At 62.5% G+C, this 17123-nt stretch carries 15 protein-coding genes; 9 read left to right on the plus strand and 6 right to left on the minus strand.

The genetic code is table 11. The annotated features are described in order from the left end of the window. Window positions 1-26 precede the first annotated feature (26 nt). Genes RS694_RS00915 through RS694_RS00925 form a run of 3 tightly spaced genes read right to left on the minus strand, consistent with a single transcriptional unit; the run spans window position 27 to window position 3505 of the window. Window positions 27-812, minus strand: a complete 786-nt coding sequence (locus RS694_RS00915; RefSeq protein WP_029707969.1) for an SDR family NAD(P)-dependent oxidoreductase — start codon at window positions 810-812, stop codon at window positions 27-29. A gap of 11 nt (window positions 813-823) precedes the next feature. After that, window positions 824-2692 (minus strand): feruloyl-CoA synthase, encoded by a 1869-nt coding sequence (locus RS694_RS00920; RefSeq protein WP_029707968.1) that lies wholly within the window; start codon window positions 2690-2692, stop codon window positions 824-826. Window positions 2693-2722: 30 nt separating this feature from the next. Then, window positions 2723-3505, minus strand: coding sequence for a crotonase/enoyl-CoA hydratase family protein (locus RS694_RS00925; RefSeq protein ID WP_029707967.1), 783 nt, complete (start codon window positions 3503-3505; stop codon window positions 2723-2725). 122 nt (window positions 3506-3627) lie between these two features. Here RS694_RS00925 and RS694_RS00930 point away from each other — a divergent pair, with 122 nt between their 5' ends. Beyond that, a complete protein-coding gene (locus tag RS694_RS00930) occupies window positions 3628-4491 on the plus strand; it encodes an amidohydrolase family protein (protein WP_029707966.1) in 864 nt (287 codons plus the stop codon). Between the two features lie 18 nt (window positions 4492-4509). Here the strand turns inward: RS694_RS00930 and RS694_RS00935 are convergent, their stop codons facing one another. Next, complete coding sequence (locus RS694_RS00935) at window positions 4510-5811, minus strand: D-amino acid dehydrogenase (RefSeq protein WP_076069222.1); 1302 nt, start codon at window positions 5809-5811, stop codon at window positions 4510-4512. Between the two features lie 132 nt (window positions 5812-5943). Here RS694_RS00935 and RS694_RS00940 point away from each other — a divergent pair, with 132 nt between their 5' ends. Beyond that, window positions 5944-6912: a LysR family transcriptional regulator ArgP gene (locus tag RS694_RS00940; protein ID WP_051391902.1), complete on the plus strand. Its 969-nt coding sequence runs from the start codon at window positions 5944-5946 to the stop codon at window positions 6910-6912. Window positions 6913-6959: 47 nt separating this feature from the next. Continuing rightward, entirely contained in the window at window positions 6960-7577 is a 618-nt protein-coding gene (locus RS694_RS00945; protein WP_029707963.1) for a TetR/AcrR family transcriptional regulator, read from the plus strand. 43 nt (window positions 7578-7620) lie between these two features. Here RS694_RS00945 and RS694_RS00950 read toward each other — a convergent pair whose 3' ends face one another. After that, window positions 7621-8538: an aldose 1-epimerase gene (locus RS694_RS00950; protein WP_029707960.1), complete on the minus strand. Its 918-nt coding sequence runs from the start codon at window positions 8536-8538 to the stop codon at window positions 7621-7623. A 363-nt stretch (window positions 8539-8901) separates the two neighbouring features. Between RS694_RS00950 and RS694_RS00955 the strand changes: the two genes are divergently transcribed. The 5 genes from RS694_RS00955 (at window position 8902) to RS694_RS20945 (ending at window position 15559) form a co-directional block, all read left to right on the plus strand. Then, window positions 8902-9867, plus strand: a complete 966-nt coding sequence (locus tag RS694_RS00955; RefSeq protein WP_029707959.1) for an ABC transporter substrate-binding protein — start codon at window positions 8902-8904, stop codon at window positions 9865-9867. Window positions 9868-9965: 98 nt separating this feature from the next. Continuing rightward, on the plus strand, window positions 9966-11495 hold the full coding sequence (locus tag RS694_RS00960) for a sugar ABC transporter ATP-binding protein (protein WP_029707958.1): 1530 nt from the start codon (window positions 9966-9968) through the stop codon (window positions 11493-11495). Then, complete coding sequence (locus RS694_RS00965; RefSeq protein ID WP_029707956.1) at window positions 11492-12568, plus strand: ABC transporter permease; 1077 nt, start codon at window positions 11492-11494, stop codon at window positions 12566-12568. The genes RS694_RS00960 and RS694_RS00965 overlap by 4 nt, the downstream gene beginning before the upstream one ends. Next, window positions 12565-13527, plus strand: coding sequence for a galactofuranose ABC transporter, permease protein YjfF (gene yjfF, locus RS694_RS00970; RefSeq protein WP_051391901.1), 963 nt, complete (start codon window positions 12565-12567; stop codon window positions 13525-13527). The genes RS694_RS00965 and yjfF overlap by 4 nt, the downstream gene beginning before the upstream one ends. Window positions 13528-13975: 448 nt before the next feature. Beyond that, on the plus strand, window positions 13976-15559 hold the full coding sequence (locus RS694_RS20945; RefSeq protein WP_051391900.1) for a methyl-accepting chemotaxis protein: 1584 nt from the start codon (window positions 13976-13978) through the stop codon (window positions 15557-15559). 124 nt (window positions 15560-15683) lie between these two features. Here RS694_RS20945 and RS694_RS00980 read toward each other — a convergent pair whose 3' ends face one another. Beyond that, window positions 15684-16106, minus strand: coding sequence for a universal stress protein (locus tag RS694_RS00980; RefSeq protein ID WP_029707949.1), 423 nt, complete (start codon window positions 16104-16106; stop codon window positions 15684-15686). A 94-nt stretch (window positions 16107-16200) separates the two neighbouring features. On the opposite strand from RS694_RS00980, the gene RS694_RS00985 reads away from it, so the two are divergent. Continuing rightward, window positions 16201-17112: a DNA ligase gene (locus RS694_RS00985; protein WP_076069225.1), complete on the plus strand. Its 912-nt coding sequence runs from the start codon at window positions 16201-16203 to the stop codon at window positions 17110-17112. The last annotated feature ends 11 nt before the right edge of the window (window positions 17113-17123 follow it).

Consider the following 17123-nt stretch of genomic DNA (forward strand, 5'->3'; position numbering starts at 1 on the left):
TAATAGATCGTGGGTCGGGAACGGGGTCAGCGCGGCGCCATGCGCAGCGCACCATCGAGACGGATCACCTCTCCGTTGAGGTGGCCGTTGGTGACGATATGGCAGGCCAGTTGGGCGAACTCTTCAGGGTGGCCCAGGCGTGGCGGGAAGGGGATGGAGGCGGCCAGCGACTGCTGCACGGCCTCAGGCAGTTCTTTCATCAGCGGCGTGGCGAACAGGCCGGGCGCCACGGTGCAGACGCGGATGCCGTGCTGCGCCAGGTCGCGCGCCATGGGCAGGGTCATGCCGACCAGGCCCCCCTTGGAGGCGCTGTAGGCCTGCTGGCCGACCTGGCCGTCGAAGGCGGCGACCGACGCCGTGAACATCATCACGCCACGCGCGCCGTCTTCCAAAGGTGGCAGCTTCACGCACTGGGCCGCGAAGAGGCGGCTGATGTTGTAGCTGCCGATCAGGTTGACTTTGATCACGCGCGCAAAGTCTTCCAGCGGCGCGGGGTTGCCGTCTTTGCCGACGATGCGTTTGGCGCTGCCGATGCCGGCAATGTTCATCAAAATGCGCGCGGGGCCATGGGCGGCTGCGGCCTGCGCCAGTGCGGCGGAGACGCTTTCGGTGTTCGTGATGTCACAGACGCATGCCACGGCGCAGCCGTTACCGTATTGCGCGCCGATGTCGGCAGCCACTTTGGCGGCCAGTGCGGCGTTCACATCCAGCACGGCGACCTTGGCGCCCAGGCGTGCCAGTTCGCGTGCCGTGGCCTCACCCAGGCCCGAGGCGCCGCCGGTGACCAATGCTGCTTGTCCTTCGATCTTCATGTTGTATGTCCTCAGGGCTGGGGCTGCAGGATACCGGGTGCGCTGCCGTCGTGCAGGGCCTGTACCAGTGCATCGCGGTGCTTGAGCACGGCGCGCTGGTTGATCGAACCCTTGTCGGTGACCTCACCCTTGTCGATGGAGGGCGGCTCGGCGAGCAGCAGCGCGCGCGCGATGCGGTTGGCGCTGCCAGTCGCCTGGCGGGCCAGTTCGTTGAGCACCGCCTGGAGCCGATCACGCACGGGGGCACTGGCCAGCACGTCCGCCCAGGGCGCGTCGGCTGGCAGGCCACTGACGGCGCGGCAAGCGGGCGAGGGAAAGATCAGCGCGCCGACTTCTTTCATGTTCAGGCCCGTGAGCACCACGTCCTGCACGTAGGGGGCTCCGGTGACGATGAGCTTGGCACGCATCGGCCCCACGCTGACGAAGGTGCCGGTAGACAGCTTGAAGTCTTCGGCGATGCGGCCATCGAATTTGAGGCCGCGGTGCAGGTCGTCGGGGTTTATCCATTGCACGGCATCGCCGGTGCACAAATACCCTTCCTCGTCGAACGTGTCGCGTGTGGCCTGTTCGGAGCGCCAGTAACCGGGCGTCACATTGGGGCCTTTGTAGCGGACCTCGATTTTGTTGTCCACCTGCACCAGCTTGAGCGTCATGCCCGGCACCGGCACACCGATGTCGCCAGCTTTGACATTCGGGCTGTTGACAAACATGGCCGAAGGGGCGGACTCGGTCATGCCCAGCCCTGTGGCCATGACGATGCGTTCGCCCACCTCGGACTCGGCGGTCTGGTGCAGGCTGTCCCAAACGGGTTGCGCGAGTCCCGCACCCGAATAGAAGAACATGCGCACGCGCGACAACAGGTTGCGGCGCAATGCGGCGTCGGTCTGCATCGCCTGGGCGATCATTTCGAACCCGGTGGGTACGTTGAAGTACAGCGTGGGGGCAATCTCGCGCAGGTTGCGCAGGGTCTCACCGACCAGTGCAGCGGTGGGCTTGCCATCGTCGATGTAAAGCGTGCCGCCGTGCTGCAGGGTCAGCCCTACATTGTGGTTACCACCAAAGGTATGGTTCCATGGCAGCCAGTCCACAAAGATGGGGGGCGCCTCTGCCAGCACGGGCAGGGACAGCGTGATTTGCTGCAAATTGGCACACCACATGCGGTGGGTGTTGATCACCGGCTTGGGCATCTTGGTCGAGCCCGAGGTGAACAGGAATTTGGCAATGGTGTCGGGACGTACCGCATGCATGGCAGCATCCACCGCCGCACTGGCAACGGTGTTGCGCAGCAGATCAAACGCCGTGGTCTGGCGGCCTTCGATGGCACCTTGTGCCAACACCACTTCCACGTCCGCACCCACGGTGGCCTGGATGGCGCGTCCGTAGCGCGCACCGTCGGCCGCGAACACCATGCCGGGTGTCAGCGTGGTCAAGACATGGCGCAGCTTGTCGTAGTCCTGGCTGACCGTGGCATAGGCCGGGGAGACCGGGCAGTACGGAATGCCGGCGTAGATGCAACCCAATGCGAGCAATGCATGTTCGAGCGTGTTTTCGCTGAGGATCACCACAGGGCGTTCGGCGTTCAGTTGTCGGTCCAGCAGGGCCTGGCCGATGCGGCGCGCGCTGTCCAGTGCCTGCGCGTAGCTGATGTGCTGCCAGTCACCCGTACGGCCTTCGCCGAGTTGCGCGCGGCGGGCCATGAAGCTGCGATCGGGTTCCGCTTCTGCCCAGTGCACCAGAAAGTCGCTGAGGCGCCGGGCATAGGCGCCCAGGGGTAAATCGGCTTGCACGTAGTGCGTGCCAGGCGTGCCTTCGCGTACCGAGACGCGGGTGACCCCAAAGGGCACCGGTCGGTAACGCGGGGTGGTGGATGTCTCGCTCATGGGTTTTCTTTTTGTTTGCGGTGGCGGGGATCAGCCTTTGCTGACCTTGGCGGCCTTGCCGTCTAGGAAGGCGCGTACGCGCTGTTTGGCTTCAGGGGCGCTTTGGGCGATGGCGGCCATCATGGCTTCGGTCAGGAAACCCTGGTCGGCCGGTTGTTCGGCAATGCGTGGCAGGGCATGGATCAGTGCATAGTTGGTCAGCGGGGCGTTTTGTGCCACGCGTACGGCCAGTTCCAACGCCTTGTCAAAGGCCGTGCCTTGTGGGACGAGGTACTGCGCGAAGCCGACTTTTTCACCGTCAACGGCGTTGTAGACGCGGCCGGTCAACATCATGTCGCTCATGCGCGCCGCACCGATCAGGCGCGGAATGCGCACCGCCCCGCCGCCTCCGACGAAGATGCCGCGCGAGCCTTCGGGCAGCGCATAAAAAGTGGACTCGTCGGCCACACGAATGTGGCAGGCGCTGGCCAGCTCCAGGCCGCCGCCCACCACGGCACCATGCAGGGCAGCGATTACGGGCACCGGGCCGTACTGCACGCGTTCCAGCGCGCTATGCCACATGCGGGAGTGGTACAGGCCCTGGCCTGCGTCACGCTCTTTGAGCTCGCTGAGGTCCAGGCCGGAGCAGAAGTGATCGCCCTCGCCGGTGAGGACCGCAGCGCGTACGCCTTCGGGCATGTTGTCAAACAGGTCACGCAGGGCGAGGACGAGTCCGTCGTTGAGCGCATTGCGCTTGGCAGGGCGCGTCAACCGGATGACGGCTACTTCCTGTTGCTCGCCGCGGCGTTCGAAATGGAGGTCGGGGTTCTTCATGTTGCGTTTCTTTCTGGAATTGATTATGGTTATAAAATATAACCATATCAAGCGCTAAACGCTCGCTTTTACTAGCGTTTTCCCTAGGGTGCCAACACGGCATCTGCTGCAAGGATGCCGTCATGGACCACAAAAACCTCGTCGCCATTGATATCCACACGCACGCTGAAGTCAGTTGCCGGAACCCGTTTGACAACTACGGTGAGGAGTACGACCGCGCGGCGGACAAGTACTTCCGTTCCAGCCAGCGTCCGACCATTGCGGAGACCATTGCCTACTACCGCGAGCGCAAGCTGGGTCTGGTGATGTTCACGGTGGACAGCGAGTCGCAACTGGGGCGCCGCCGCATCCCGAACGAGGAAATCGCTGACGCGGCCAAGGCCAACAGCGACATGATGATCGCCTTCGCCAGCATCGATCCGCACAAGGGAAAGATGGGTGCGCGGGAGGCACGCCGCCTGATTGAGGAACACGGCATCAAGGGCTTCAAGTTCCATCCCACGGTGCAGGGCTACTACCCGTACGACAAGATGGCCTGGCCAATTTACGAAGTGATTGCGGAGTACAAACTACCGGCCATCTTCCACACCGGCCACAGTGGCATTGGCAGTGGCATGCGCTGCGGCGGTGGTTTGCGTTTGGAGTACAGCAACCCCATGCACCTGGACGATGTGGCCATCAGCTTTCCTGACATGCAGATCGTCATGGCGCACCCCAGCTTTCCCTGGCAGGACGAAGCGCTCTCCGTGGCCACGCACAAACCGAATGTCTGGATCGACCTGTCAGGCTGGAGTCCCAAGTACTTTCCCAAGCAGTTGGTGCAGTACGCCAATACGCTGCTGAAAGACCGCGTGTTGTTCGGCTCGGACTACCCGCTGATCACACCCGAGCGCTGGATGAAGGACTTCGAGGAAGCCGGCTTCAAGCCCGAGGTGATGCCTGGCATCCTCAAGGGCAACGCAGTGCGCTTGCTGGGCCTCGCTTAAGCCGCGCGGCCAGCACGCTTACATGCCGTAGAACTTGAAGTTCATCTCTGGCCGGTTGCCGTGGATCAGTTCGGCAATGGCCTTGCCGGACCCCGCGCCGTGCGTCCAGCCCAGCGTGCCGTGGCCGGCGTTGACCCAGAGTTTTTGCACCTTGGTCTTGCCGATGTAGGGAATGTTCGTTGGTGTGGCGGGGCGCAGGCCAGTCCAGAAGCGCGGGTTGCCACCTTCGGATTCCAGACGGGTGTCGCACACGCCGGGGAACACGGTCTCCACGCGGCGCGCGAGCATGTGGCAGCGCGCCTGGCTGAGCGCACTGTCCAGCCCGGTGTCGTAGCCGCCCACTTCGATGGTGCCGGCAATACGCAGCTCGTCGCCCAGACGGCTCATGGCGCACTTGACGGAGTCGTCGATGAAGCTGACTTGCGGCGCGAGTTCAGGCTTGAGGATCTTGAAAGTCGCGCTGTAGCCCTTGCCGGGGTAGATCGGCAGGTTCACGCCCACGGTGCGCAGCAGCGGCGCGGTGTAGGAACCCATGGACAGCACAAACTGATCGCTTTGCAGATCGGTGGTCTTGCCGGTGACCTGGTCACGCACGGTGACGGACTGCAACTGGTGGTTCTGCTGGTTGAGCGCCATCACGTCGTGTTGCCAGAGGAACTGCACGCCACGCTCAGCGCAGCGTTTGGCCAGTTCCTGCGTGAAGACGCGCGCGTCACCGCTCTCGTCGCTGGCGGTGTAGGTACCGCCCACGATGTGGTCGGCAAACTGCTTGAAGGCCGGTTCGATCTGCAGCAGTTCTTGTTTGCTGACCACGCGGCGGTTCACGCCGTATTTGATCATCAGCGCCGCGGCACCCGCAGCGCCGTCAAAGGATTCCTGGTCCACATAGTAGTGGGCAATGCCTTTTTCGAGGCGGTTGTATTCAATGCCTGTTGTATTCACCACGTCCTTGAGCGCGGCGTGGCTGTAGGAGCCCAGCGCCACGAGCTGCTGCACATTGCGCTCGAATGCAGCGTCATTGCAGTTGGCCAAAAACTCCAGGCCCCAGCGGTACTGGTGCCAGCCTTCGCCGATAGGGAATTGCGGCCGGAACAGCAGCGGAGCTTCCTTGCTGAACATCCATTTGAGGGCTTTCCACGGGGCTTCCTTGTTGGCCCAAGGCTCGCAGTAGCTCACTGAAATCTGCGCCGCGTTGGCAAAGCTGGTTTCCAGGGCGGCGTCGGCCTGGCGGTCGACCACGGTCACCTCGTGCCCGCGCTCGGCCAGGTGCCACGCGGTGCTCACGCCAATAATGCCTGCACCAAGAACAGTAATTTTCATCTTTGGAGTGTCCGACAAAGCTGCCTGAACTAAAAGCAAAATCACCGGGTTTGCGAAAACATTAGCATTGCTAATAATTCTGCGGGTCAGATCTTCAGCTCTGCCCCCTGCTGATAAAGGATGTTTAAAGCGATGCGCAACTTTGATACAGATGCCCTGGAGTGCCTGGCGGCCATTGTGGAGGAGGGCGGCTTTGAGCGCGCTGCAGTGCGTCTGTCCATCACCCAGTCGGCTGTCTCCCAGCGCCTGCGCGCGTTGGAGGCCCAGGTGGGCACGGTGCTGCTGGTGCGCAGCCGCCCGCTCAAACCCACGGCGGCAGGGCGCCTGCTGATACGCCATGCGCTGCATATGCGCCTGCTGCGCGCCGATCTGGACACCGATTTGCAGGACCTGACGCCAGGCATGGGCGCGGCGCGCGAGGAAGACCGTGTTTCGATCGCCATCAACGCCGATAGCATCGCCACCTGGGCGCTGCCCGCGCTGGGCCCGCTGGTCACCGCCGGGCTGCCGCTGGAGATCATCACCGACGACCAGGACTTCACCCATGAATGGCTGCGCGAAGGCCAGGTGCTGGGCTGTGTGACCACGCTCAAACAGGCGCTGCGCGGCTGCAAGGTGCTGCCGCTGGGGGCCATGCAGTATGTCGCCGTAGCCAGCGCGAATTACGCAGCGACGCATTGCCCGCAGGGCCTCACGCCACACAACTTCCGTGACATCCCGTTCATCGCCTTCAACCGCAAGGACGATTTGCAGACCGAGTTTGTCAGCCGTGCCTGCGGCCTGCGCCGCGTCAAGCTGAGCCAGCGTTTTGTACCCAGCTCGGAAGGCCAGGTGCGCGCTGCGCTGGACGGCTGGGGCGCCACGGTGGTGCCGGAGCTGCAGGTGCGTGCGCTGCTGGCCAGCGACGCGCTGGTCAACCTGGCGCCCGGCGTGACGCTGCCGGTCGACCTGTATTGGCACTGCTGGAACCTGGATTCGGCCGTGATTGACAGGTTGACCGCCGCGCTGGCCGGGGCCGCCGCGTCGGCACTGGCACTGAAGCCGGGCAAGTCCGCCAAACCAGCCGCACGGTCGACTGCCAAGAAAACTGCACGGTCATAAATTAACCCCACACTCCACATTTCGACGCCAATGGCTAAACTGTGGGCATGAAATCCAGCAACGTGGTCAAAGTGTCCTTCAAGGAGCAAATGCTCCAGGCGCGTGAAGACGCCATCATCCGCACCGTGAATCGCCTGCTCGCCGAGAAGGGCTTTGAGGCCATGACGGTGGACGAAGTCGCCGCCGACGTGGGCATTGCCAAGGCCAGCCTGTACAAACATTTCCCGAGCAAGGAAGACTTGGCCGCTGCCGCCATGGTGGGCGTGATGCGCCGGGCGCAGGACTACATCAAGGCCCTGCCTGCAGACGCCACGCCGCTGGAAAAGCTGCGCACCGTGGTGCGCTGGACCATGGAGCTCAAGCTGGCTGGCGAGATGCCTTCGCTGCCGAGCCAGAACTCCACGCTGCGCGCCACCCTGATCGCCAACCGGGACTATATGGACGGTCTGATGGAGGTCAGTGACCATCTGGGCGCGTGGATCGAAGCCGCGCAGGCGCACGGCGCGCTCAACCCGCAGTTGCCCGCCATCGCCGTGCTCTACACCCTGTACGCACGCGCTTGCGACCCGGTGCTGGAGTTCCTCAAGATGGGCGGACAACACAACGATGCGCAAATCATCGAACTCGTGATGTCCACCTGTTTTGATGGTCTAAACGCCCGTTAGTCCTGATGGAATCTGCGCAAGCAGCTATCAAAAGCAGAGCGCTTTAGGGCAAATTGGAGAAACGCCACTCCGTGTGCAACGTGAGTGTTTCACCGGTTTGCAGCACCCGCAGGCCCGGCTGGCCGTCCACATGGAACGCATCGATCGGGTGGGTGATGGGCTCAAAACAAAACGCCGGGCCTTGCGCCGGGCGGTAGAGCAGGCAAAAGCCGTCGTTCTGTTTGCGCGCTTCAATCTCGGGTACCCGCATCTCCAGTTGCAGCTGGTGTTCGGGCCAGGTGATGCGCGCCGCGCCGGACCAGCCGGTGTAGGCGTTGTCTACCAGCGTGCCGTTCACATTCAGCCCGTCACACGGGTCCCAACTGGGCGGAAACGCGGTGGTGTGGGCCACTGGCAGCGGGTCTACACCGCTGAGCCATACCCCTTGCACTGGCGCATGCAGGCGCGTGGCCGGCGTGCGTAAAAACCAGGGGTGTTGGCCCAGGCCGTAGGGCAGTGGTTGCGCGCCGGTGTGGGTGACGCTCAGGGTTTGGTCCATGCCACCTTTGCGCAGCACAAATCGCTGCAGTGCGCGGTAGGCATACGGGTTGCCTTCGAACTGCTGGGAGTGCAACGTCATCTCCAGTGTGTTCGCCGCGGGCTGCTCCAGCTTCCAGGCCTGCAGCCAGCCGTCGCCATGGATGGGGTAGGGCTCGCCGATGCGGTTGACCCGCATGCGGTGGAACACGTCGCCCTGGGTAAACCCACCCTGGCTAATACGGTTGGACCATGGCACCATGGCAAACGAGGCCAGCGAATAACGGTCCGGGTTGCGGCCGTCCCAGGGGCGCCACAGGTCCAGCGCACCCTGCGCGCGTTCGAGTTGCCAGGCGGCGACACCGCCGCCCAGACTGGGCACCAGCCCCAGCCGCTGCCCCGCGTGTTGCAGCCAGTGGATGGGGTGGGGATTGTTCGCGGACATCGGTGCAGCCTGTGGTGTGTGGGGTGGGACTGGCGCATGCTAGCAATCCGCTGCGATAAAAGAAAATCAAATAAATGGCATATCACATACGTAAACTGCAATGAATAAACGAGTGAATTCGGCCAATTTTTTGCGCCCTTCAGGAGAGAAGTACAAGGGTTTTCCTGAATCCCGTTTCCCATATCGATGGGCCTGAAATATCTATTGGATAGATATACGTTACCTCCGTATCATCCGCCCAACTTCTCTACGGCAACACCGTGCGACCACGGACTTGCAGTGCTTAAGTTGGGGGTGCTGGACACGGGCAACATCCCTTCGAAGATTGATCCCGTTTTTAACTACATACACGAGGAGACTTTGATGACACAGAAACGACGTACCCTGATTGCCACTATGGTTGCCGCTTCCTTCGCGGTAGCGCTGCCCATGAGTGCCATGGCCCAGAAGAAAATTGTGCTGGGCTTCAGCCAGATCGGTGCCGAAAGCGAATGGCGCACCGCCAACACCAACTCCATCAAGGAAACCGCTGCCAAGGAAGGCATCGACCTGAAGTTCTCCGATGCGCAGCAAAAGCAGGAAAACCAGATCAAGGCCCTGCGTTCCTTCATCGCGCAAAAGGTGGACGTGATTGCTTTCGCCCCCGTAGTCGAATCCGGTTGGGACACCGTGCTGAAAGAAATCAAGGCTGCCAAGATCCCCGTGATCCTGACCGACCGTTCGGTGGACTCCAAGGACACTTCGTTGTACGTGACCTTCATGGGCTCTGACTTCACCGAAGAAGGCCGCAAGGCGGGCCGCTGGTTGCTGGAAAAAGTGAAGAACACCAAGGGTGATGTGAACGTGGTGGAACTGCAAGGCACTGTGGGTTCCGGCCCCGCTATCGACCGCAAGAAGGGCTTTGAGGAAATCATCAAGTCCGAGCCCCGCATCAAGATCATTCGCTCGCAAACCGGTGACTTCACCCGTGCCAAGGGCAAGGAAGTCATGGAAGCCTTCCTGAAGGCCGAAGGCAAGAAGATCAATGTGCTCTACGCACACAACGACGACATGGCCATCGGCGCGATCCAGGCCATCGAAGAAGCCGGCCTGAAACCCGTCAAGGACATCACCATCATCTCGGTGGATGCCGTGAAGGGTGCGTTTGAAGCCATGATCGCTGGCAAGATGGACGTGTCCGTCGAGTGCAGCCCACTGCTCGGACCCCAGCTCATGGCTGCCGTCAAGGATCTGGTCGCTGGCAAAACCCTGCCACGCCGCATCGTGACGCAAGAAGGCATCTTCCCGATGGAAGTGGCCGCCAAGGAGTTCCCGAACCGCAAGTACTGATATCGTGATGTCGGTATAGCGTGGGTCCGCAGCGCAGGCTGCGGACAGATGGAAAGACAAGCCGCTTTGCGGCTTGTCTTGTATGAGGCACAAGAACAATGACCCAACAACCACAGGCCCAACCGGTGCTGGAGCTCTCCGGTGTGGCCAAGCACTTTGGCAGTGTCCAGGCCCTGCGCGGCGTGGACCTGCGCCTGTTTGCCGGCGAAGTGCATGCCCTGATGGGCCAAAACGGCGCGGGCAAATCCACGCTGATCAAGGTGCTGACTGGCGTGTACCAGGCCGACCAGGGCGAGATGCGCCTGTTGGGTCGCAGCATCCGCGCAGCCTCGCCCGTGGATGCGCAGCACCTGGGTATCAGCACCGTGTACCAGGAGGTCAACCTCTGCGCCAACTTGTCGGTGGCGGAGAATATTTTCGCCGGCCGTTACCCGCGCAAAGGCGCGCGCGGCGCCTGGGCCATCGACTGGGCCCGCATGCATGCCGAGGCCGCTGCACTGCTGGCACGCCTCAATCTGGATATCGATGTCACGCAGACACTCTCCAGCTACTCGGTGGCGGTGCAACAGATGGTGGCGATTGCCCGGGGCCTGAGTATTTCGGCCAAAGTATTGATCCTGGATGAGCCTACTTCGAGCCTAGACGATGAAGAGGTGGAGCGCCTGTTTGGTGTGTTGCGCCAGTTGCGTGACCAGGGGCTGGCGATTCTGTTTGTCACCCACTTTCTGGACCAGGTCTACGCGCTGTGTGACCGCATCACCGTGCTGCGCAATGGTGAGCTGGTGGGCGAATACCCCGCAGCCGAGCTGGGTCACAGTGCGCTGATTGCGGCCATGGTCGGGCGCGACATGGTGGCAGGGCTGGCACCCGTTTCCAGTGCGCAAGCCGACGCGACGGCGCAAGCCCCTGCGGTGCTTACCGTGACCGGTTTGGCACGGCGCGGGCAGGTGAAGCCGATGGACTTGACGCTGCACCGCGGTGAAGTGGTGGGCTTGGGCGGCCTGCTGGGCTCGGGGCGTACCGAGCTGGCGCGTTTGTTATTTGGCCTGGACCGCAGCGATGCGGGCGCCATGACGCTACAGGGCGATACCGTGCGCATGGATTCCCCCGCCACGGCCATCAAGCTGGGCCTAGGCCTGTGCCCCGAGGACCGCAAGGCAGAGGGCATCATTGCCGAGCTTTCGGTGCGTGAAAACATTGCACTGGCGCTGCAGGCGCGCCAAGGCCTGTGGCCTTTCATTTCCATGGCCCAACAAGTCGCCATGGCCGAGCACTATGTGAAGGCGCTGGGCATCAAGACCGCCAGCATCGACACCCCCATGGGCCAACTCTCGGGCGGCAACCAGCAGAAGGCAGTGCTGGCGCGCTGGTTGGCCACCAAGCCCTGCCTGCTGATACTGGACGAACCGACCCGCGGCATCGACATCGCGGCGAAACAGGAAATCATGAACGAAATTTTGACGCTGGCCCGCGATGGCATGGCTGTGCTGTTCATCTCGTCCGAGATGGAAGAGGTGGTGCGTGTCTCCGACCGCATCGTGGTGATGCGCGACCGCGCCAAGGTCGGTGAGCTGCCCGGCGGCAGTGCCGACCATGCGGTCTACGCCATGATTGCGGGGCAAGCATGAGCAGCACCAAAAAACTTCCGCTGTGGAAGCGCGCACAGGCGCACTCCCTGTTCTGGCCGTTGGCCACACTCGCGCTGATCCTGGCCGTCAATGCCAGCCTGAACCCCGGCTTCTGGGTGCTGCAATGGCGTGACGGCCACCTATATGGCAGCCTGATCGACATCCTGAACCGTGCCGCGCCGCTGATGCTGGTGTCGCTGGGCATGACGCTGGTGATTGCCACGCGCGGTATCGACATTTCGGTGGGTGCGGTAGTGGCCATCAGTGCCTCAGTGGCCGCACTCATGATTGGCGGCACACTGGTCATCAACAACGGTGTGCCCACGCATGTGAGCCGCTTTCCCATGCCGCTGGCGATTGGCTGCGCGCTGCTGGCCGCGCTGGCCTGCGGGCTGTGGAACGGTCTGCTGGTCGCCAAGATCGGCCTGCAGCCCATCATCGCCACGCTGATCCTCATGGTGGCCGGGCGCGGCATTGCGCAGCTGGTCACGGGCGGGCAAATCGTCACCGTGTATTACGCGCCGTATTTCTTCATTGGCAACGGCTTTTTGTGGGGCCTACCGTTTGCGCTGTTTATTGCGGCGGCGGTGTATGTGCTGGTGCACCTGGCGGTCACGCGCACGGCGCTGGGCCTGTTTATCCAGGCCATCGGTATCAACCCCGCTGCGGCGCGCCTGGCCGGTGTGCGGGAGCGGCTGATCAGCGTGTGTGTGTATGCGTTCTGCGGTCTGACCGCAGGCATTGCGGGACTGATCATCAGCTCCAACGTGAAGAGCGCCGATGGCAACAACGCCGGCAACCTGATGGAGCTGGACGCGATTCTGGCGGTCACGCTGGGCGGCACGCTGCTCACCGGCGGTCGCTTCAGCCTGGCTGGCAGCCTGATCGGCGCGCTGATCATCCAGACGCTTACCTCCACCATCTATTCGATCGGCGTGCCGCCCGAGATCAACCTGGTGGTGAAAGCCGCCGTGGTGTTTGTGGTCATGCTGCTGCAGTCGGCCGACTTCCGCCAGGCCGTGCGCGGTTGGGTGGTTCGCCCCCAAGCGGCCAATAAGGGAGGCCAGGCATGAAGCTGGAACCCAAATACATGCCACTGGCCGCCACGGTGTCGCTGTTTGCGGCGATGGTGGTGTTCGGCTCGGTGTCGTACACCGGCTTCTTCTCGGCCCAGGCCTTTTTGAACCTGCTGATCGACAACGCCTTCCTGGTCATCGTGGCGGTGGGCATGACCTTTGTCATCCTGACCGGAGGTATTGACCTGTCGGTGGGCTCGGTGGTGGCGCTCTCCACCATGGTGCTGGCCGCGTTGGTGGAAAAGCAGCACTGGAGCTTGTGGGTCGCGATTCCGCTGGTGCTGCTCATGGGCACACTATTTGGCGGCTTCATGGGCTGGCTGATCCAGCGCTTTCGGCTGCAGCCCTTTATCGTCACGCTGGCAGGTATGTTTCTGGCGCGCGGGCTGTGTTACCTGATCAGCATCGACTCCATCAGCATCACCGACGAGACTTACACCGGCATGGCCCAAATGCGCATACCCGTGTGGGGCGATGCCTTCCTGTCGCTCAGCGCTGTGCTGGCCTTGTTGGTGCTGGTGGCCGCGATCTTCATTGCCCGTTCCACCGAGTTCGGCCGCACGGTGTATGCGATTGGTGGCAGTGAACATTCGGCCACACTGATGGGCCTGCCGGTGGCGCGCACCACGGTGCTGGTTTACACGCTGAGCGGCTTTTGCTCGGCGCTGGGCGGCGTGGTGTTCACCTTCTACATGCTGTCGGGTTACGGCCTGCACGCCGTGGGGCTGGAGCTGGACGCGATTGCCGCCGTGGTGATCGGCGGTACGCTGCTCAGCGGCGGTGTGGGGTATGTGGCGGGTACGCTGTTTGGCGTGCTGACGCTGGGCATCATCCAGTCGCTGATCATGTTCGACGGGTCCTTGAGCTCCTGGTGGACACGTATCGTTATTGGCGCGCTGCTGTTTGTATTCTGCGTGCTGCAACGGGTCTTTGAAACCCGGCGCAAGCAAGGCTGATTTTCAAGAGAAATCGGGCTATAGCCCCGATGGATATTGCGCAAGCAGCTACTAAAAACATAGCGTTTTAGTTGAGGTGGCGGCATCTTGCATGCCCGCTGCCCCAAGGCCCGGACCAGGCGTACCCGAGCGCTCTTCCGCCCGTGGCGAGGCCGCGCCAAATAAAGTCCCCCAACCCGGCAGTTGTTGGGTACCATTTTGCTGTGTTCAAAAAATGACACGCGACCACCTCCCGCGGCAACGAAGCCAGCGGGACGACAAAGAGGGTTGTGTGGACAACAACAGCGATCACGTCGCTTGGATGCCAAAGGATTGGCAGGTAGTGGGCATACATAGAAAGCCGCAGGGCCGGGACTCTCCTGGAAGCACTGTGGATCCGTCGTTGGGGGGGGGCTTGGGCCCAGCCAGTGGGATACAGAAAGCCGTACCAACCAAGGGAGTCGATACCATGGACAACCACGCCACATCCGGTTTCAGTCTTGGGACCATCAAGGCCCGTCTCATCTTCAGTTACCTGATCCTGGCCCTGGCCGTGGTGCTGGTTTCAATGATGGCGATTCGCAACCTCAGCACCGCGCAGGCGAACTTCGAGCACCAGGTCACCGTGGTGGAGAAGGAGACAGCGCTGCTGGTCACCCTGTTCGATGCGGTGAACGCCCGCGCCGTGGCGGCCCGCAACATCGTGCTGCTGGACGATGCCGCGCAAATTGCGATCGAGACGAAAAGCATTGAAGTCTCGTTTGAGCGTATCAATACCTCGATGAAATCCCTGAAAACGGCATTGGCTGCGGAGGGGGCGGGTGCGGCGGATTTGCTGCGCAAGGTAGAAGCGATTGAGGCCATCGAAACCCGATACGCCGTGGTGGCCACCGAGATCGTGAAAACGGCGTTGGCGGGCAACCGGGAGCTGGCGTCCAAAAAGATTGCTACCGAATGTCGCCCGCTGCTGATGTCCCTGGTCGCTGCGGTGGAGTCTGCCAAAAAGGAAATTCGCGATATCGGTGAGCGTGATGTGGCGACTTCGCTGGCCCAGAACCAGAGTCTGCGCATGCAGATGTTCCTGGCCATCGCCGTGGCCCTGGTGGTGGCGGGCGTGCTGGCCGCCGTGATGACCCGCAAAATCACACGCCCGATTTCGCAGGCTGTGGCGATTGCACAAACCGTGGCTGCGGGAAACCTGACTTCGCATATCGATGTGAGCGCCAGCGATGAGACCGGCCAACTCTTGCGCGCGCTGCGCACCATGCAAGAGGGCCTGGTGACCGTGGTGTCCAGCGTACGCAACGGCTCTGAATCGGTGTCCACCGCCAGCAGCGAAATTGCCCAGGGCAACCATGACCTGAGCGCCCGTACCGAACAACAGGCCAGTGCCCTGGAAGAAACGGCGGCCAGCATGGAAGAGCTCAATTCTGCAGTCCAGCAAAACGCCGACAGCGCACGCCAAGCCAACCAGCTGGCCCAAAGCGCCAGTGCGGTGGCGGTCCAAGGGGGAGAAGTGGTTGGCCAGGTAGTGACGACCATGAAAGGCATCAACGACGCGAGCCACAAGATCAGCGACATCATCAGTGTGATTGATGGCATCGCTTTTCAGACCAACATCCTGGCCCTGAACGCTGCCGTCGAAGCCGCCCGCGCGGGTGAGCAAGGCCGGGGTTTTGCCGTCGTGGCTAGCGAAGTCCGCAGCCTGGCCGGACGTTCTGCCGAGGCAGCCAAGGAAATCAAGCAACTCATCAGCACCAGCGTAGAGCGCGTGGAACAGGGCACGACCTTGGTGGACAAGGCAGGTGAAACCATGACGGAAGTGGTGGCCTCTATCCGCCGGGTGACTGACATCATGGGGGAGATCAGCGCCGCCAGCACTGAGCAGAGCGCGGGCGTGTCGCAGGTAGGAGAAGCCATCACGCAAATGGACCACACCACCCAGCAAAACGCGGCACTGGTGGAGCAGATGGCCGCCGCCGCCAGCAGCCTCAAGGGTCAGGCCAGTGAGCTGGTGCAGACCGTGGCGGTGTTCAAACTAGCGATGGCTTAGAGGGGTCGCTCGTGCTGGCGAAGAGCGAAATTTTGATCAAAAAGGCCTCTAGCCCTTATGGGGTGTACGCAAGCGGCTATCAAAAAGAGAGCTGCTTGCGCGCCTGGAAATGCGTTTGATGCGTTCAGCGTACCAGCAGCACCGGTACGCCGCTGTGCGCCAGCACCTGGGTGGCCACCGAGCCCATCACCAGGTTGCCCAGCGCGCTGTGGCCGTGGGAGCCCATCACCAGCAAATCAAACTTGCCGGCATCGGCCAGCTTGGCAATGGTAGTGCCAGCGGGGCCGACTTTCCAGTCGGTCTTGGCGTTGATGCCGTGGCGCAGCAGGAACTTGGACACCGGGGCCAGCACCTTTTCGCTTTCTTCGGCGTGGTAACGCTCCACCACTTCCTTGCCCAGCGCCGTGCGCGCCCGCGGCGGCAGGGTGGGCTGGATGGTCAGCACGGTGTACTGGTGCACGGGGGAGAGCAGGGCCTCGTGGGTGCTCAGGTAGGCGAGCATTTTCTTGCTGTAGGCACTGCCGTCAACGGCCAACAAAATCTTCATGGAGGACTCCCGGGCAAAAAGGCCAGTGTAGTGGTGCGCCCCGTACACTGGAATTGCGCCATATCAAGAAGCCTTCATTTTTCAAGGAGTCACGATGCCTGTCACCATCGCCCCCGCTGATCTTCCGGCCCCCCATTTACAACGCCGCCAACTGGTGTTCGGTTTGGCCGCATTACTTCCCGCCACATTTGCTTGGGGTGCAGCCGCCAGCACACCACCGGCACTGATGCTGGCCAAGAACTTCGAGGCTGGCACGCCATTGGCCGGCTTTTGGGTCAGTGAGAAATACGATGGTGTGCGCGGTTACTGGGACGGCCGGCAGTTGTTGACCCGTGGCGGCAACCCAATTGCGGCTCCGGCCTGGTTCACCGCGGGCTGGCCCGCCACGCCACTGGACGGCGAGTTGTGGGCCGGGCGCGGCCAGTTCAGCCAGGCCGTGTCCACGGTGCGCCAGCAAACGCCGGATGATGCCGCGTGGCGCGCCATCCGTTTCATGGTGTTTGACCTGCCCGTGCACAGCGGCACGTTTGCCGAGCGCCTGCCGGCCTTGCAGGAGACCGTGGCTCGCATCGGCCAGACCTGGGTGCAAGCCGTGGCGCAGTCAACGGCCACCACCGCGCAGGCGTTGCAAACCCGGCTCACCGAGACAGTACGTGCCGGGGGCGAAGGGCTCATGCTGCACCGCGGAGCCGCCCACTACCGCGCGCAGCGCAGTGATGACCTGCGCAAACTCAAACCCTTTGTCGATGCCGAAGCCCGTGTGGTCGGCCACGTCGCGGGGCAGGGCAAACATGCGGGCCGGCTCGGCGCGTTGTGGCTGGAGTTGCCGCAGCCGGATGGGCGCGCGCCACTGCGCTTCAAGTTGGGTACGGGATTCAGCGACCCGCAACGCACAGATCCGCCAGCGGTAGGCCAATGGGTGACGTTTCGTTACCGTGGCGAGACGGCGGCGGGCGTGCCGCGGTTTGCCAGTTTCCTGCGGGTGGCGCCTGATCCGGCTATGTAATTTGCTACTAA

The sequence above is a fragment of the Rhodoferax saidenbachensis genome, assembly GCF_001955715.1.
GTDB classification, from domain to species: Bacteria; Pseudomonadota; Gammaproteobacteria; order Burkholderiales; family Burkholderiaceae_C; genus Allorhodoferax; species Allorhodoferax saidenbachensis.

Coding starts and splice junctions, on each gene's coding strand:
- RS694_RS00915 (WP_029707969.1), bottom strand. CDS start 812: ATGAAGATCGAAGGACAAGCAGCATTGGTCACCGGCGGCGCCTCGGGC.
- RS694_RS00920 (WP_029707968.1), bottom strand. CDS start 2,692: ATGAGCGAGACATCCACCACCCCGCGTTACCGACCGGTGCCCTTTGGG.
- RS694_RS00925 (WP_029707967.1), bottom strand. CDS start 3,505: ATGAAGAACCCCGACCTCCATTTCGAACGCCGCGGCGAGCAACAGGAA.
- RS694_RS00930 (WP_029707966.1), top strand. CDS start 3,628: ATGGACCACAAAAACCTCGTCGCCATTGATATCCACACGCACGCTGAA.
- RS694_RS00935 (WP_076069222.1), bottom strand. CDS start 5,811: ATGAAAATTACTGTTCTTGGTGCAGGCATTATTGGCGTGAGCACCGCG.
- RS694_RS00940 (WP_051391902.1), top strand. CDS start 5,944: ATGCGCAACTTTGATACAGATGCCCTGGAGTGCCTGGCGGCCATTGTG.
- RS694_RS00945 (WP_029707963.1), top strand. CDS start 6,960: ATGAAATCCAGCAACGTGGTCAAAGTGTCCTTCAAGGAGCAAATGCTC.
- RS694_RS00950 (WP_029707960.1), bottom strand. CDS start 8,538: ATGTCCGCGAACAATCCCCACCCCATCCACTGGCTGCAACACGCGGGG.
- RS694_RS00955 (WP_029707959.1), top strand. CDS start 8,902: ATGACACAGAAACGACGTACCCTGATTGCCACTATGGTTGCCGCTTCC.
- RS694_RS00960 (WP_029707958.1), top strand. CDS start 9,966: ATGACCCAACAACCACAGGCCCAACCGGTGCTGGAGCTCTCCGGTGTG.
- RS694_RS00965 (WP_029707956.1), top strand. CDS start 11,492: ATGAGCAGCACCAAAAAACTTCCGCTGTGGAAGCGCGCACAGGCGCAC.
- yjfF (WP_051391901.1), top strand. CDS start 12,565: ATGAAGCTGGAACCCAAATACATGCCACTGGCCGCCACGGTGTCGCTG.
- RS694_RS20945 (WP_051391900.1), top strand. CDS start 13,976: ATGGACAACCACGCCACATCCGGTTTCAGTCTTGGGACCATCAAGGCC.
- RS694_RS00980 (WP_029707949.1), bottom strand. CDS start 16,106: ATGAAGATTTTGTTGGCCGTTGACGGCAGTGCCTACAGCAAGAAAATG.
- RS694_RS00985 (WP_076069225.1), top strand. CDS start 16,201: ATGCCTGTCACCATCGCCCCCGCTGATCTTCCGGCCCCCCATTTACAA.